At 57.3% G+C, this 1,579-nt stretch carries 1 protein-coding gene and 1 pseudogene; both read right to left on the minus strand.

The window, feature by feature from the left end; genetic code table 11:
• Positions 1-205 precede the first annotated feature (205 nt).
• Complete coding sequence (locus D476_RS37815; RefSeq protein ID WP_152529489.1) at positions 206-682, minus strand: hypothetical protein; 477 nt, start codon at positions 680-682, stop codon at positions 206-208.
• Positions 679-1,579: pseudogene (locus D476_RS37820) on the minus strand (hypothetical protein); the annotation flags it as partial. The pseudogene D476_RS37820 and the gene D476_RS37815, both read right to left, overlap by 4 nt.

Genomic DNA, 1,579 nt, shown 5'->3' on the forward strand with positions numbered 1-1,579 from the left:
CCAGTGCATGCCCTCCGCGTCGCGCACCGCCACCGTTTCGCCAGCGTTCCACCCCACCAGGACAGCGCATCCGCCGATATCCTGTTCGCACTGTCGGCGGCCGTGGGCCGGGACGACTATGTCCTCCTGAACACGGAACGGCAGCCCTCCCCAGATGGGTAGAAGCGCTCAACCATGATGGCGGCTTCCTGGGGGAGAGCGTCAGTCAACGAATTATGACGCCCGCAACAAGAAGGGACGCGCCAAAGTAGGCGACCATAACCCATTTAGGGGATGGGAAATATTTCCTTCGGGATGTTTTCGCCCCCTTAAAGCGAGATGCCTCTACCCCCCAAAACAAGGACTGTCCGACACCGACTGATAGTCCGACCAAACCTATCTTCTGCACTACTCCACCAACGAGTCCACCTCCCAGGCTCACGCACGCCTCACCCAAGAGAAAAAACGCCACAAAAAATATGATGCCATAGATTAAATAAAGTCCGAACCCACCTTCAAGGGCAACCAATACATCCTTATCCTTCTTTCTCACTCCCCCCTCCCAAACTTTGCTCTTCATTGCCACAATAGGTTCTAGGTACCTACGGAACGAGGGCACCAGAATTCCCATAACCCATTCCGGAATATTTTCTGGCCCCAGTTTCCCAAAAGACCACTCAATCAAATTCTTGTCCGGTTTCACCAATCAATAACCCCTGTCTCGTTTACAACTGTCCTCGTCGAGTTAAAGCCGCCATAGGCAGCGTCCACTCCTTGTGCGAAAAGATTTGACATCTTCTCATGCCCCTTCGCCATCTTACTTCGCAGTCGCTTGTTCTTTCGCCCTTGGTTCGCAATCCCTTTTGGCGCCTTAGCGGATATAACACTATCGGCAGCAGGCTTGGTCCCTCTGGCGATCAAGGCGCCAGACTTTCCGACCCCAAAGGCAGCCGCGGCCCCAAGATCCCACCATCCAGATGAATCACCACGGGCAAGTTTCTGCCCACCCCTAGCTGCTCCGATTCCGGCGGAAGTGAGGGCTGCGACTCCCGCCAAAGTCACACAGAGCCCGGAACAGGCCGCCAACAATCCAGCCATTCCCGCAACTCCAAGTACGAACCCGGCATCATCAGCGATCTTTCCCCAGTTGAAGCCCGATTCCCAAGTTCCCCAGCGTTCCGCAGCCCAGCTCTTGGCCTTATCGAGGGCAGACGTCGTCGGGTCCTCCTTGTACGAGTCATTGTCGTAGGGGTCAATGTAGGTCGGTGCCGGCGCCGTACCCCGTGCTCCCGTGTAGAACGAGCTCCGGGAGTTCTGGTAGTATGGCCGCTGGTAGACGCCGCTCCCCTGCCGCATCTTTGAAACGTTCCGGCCCTGCTGGGTCCACATCGCTTCTTGCTTGATCTGGGTGAGGTCGTTGATCCCCTGAGGAGGCGGATCCGTCGTGCACCCACACCCGCCCGGGCCCATCATCAGCAAACCCGAGGCATCGCTGGAGGCGACCGGACTGTTGTTGGCGTAGGCATAGCCGTGCATCTGCTGAGAGTCGTCCGGCTTCATCAGCGGATCCACCGAGATGAACCGGCCGATCGCCGCATCA

The organism is Nocardiopsis chromatogenes YIM 90109 (assembly GCF_000341185.1).
GTDB lineage: Bacteria > Actinomycetota > Actinomycetes > Streptosporangiales > Streptosporangiaceae > Nocardiopsis_A > Nocardiopsis_A chromatogenes.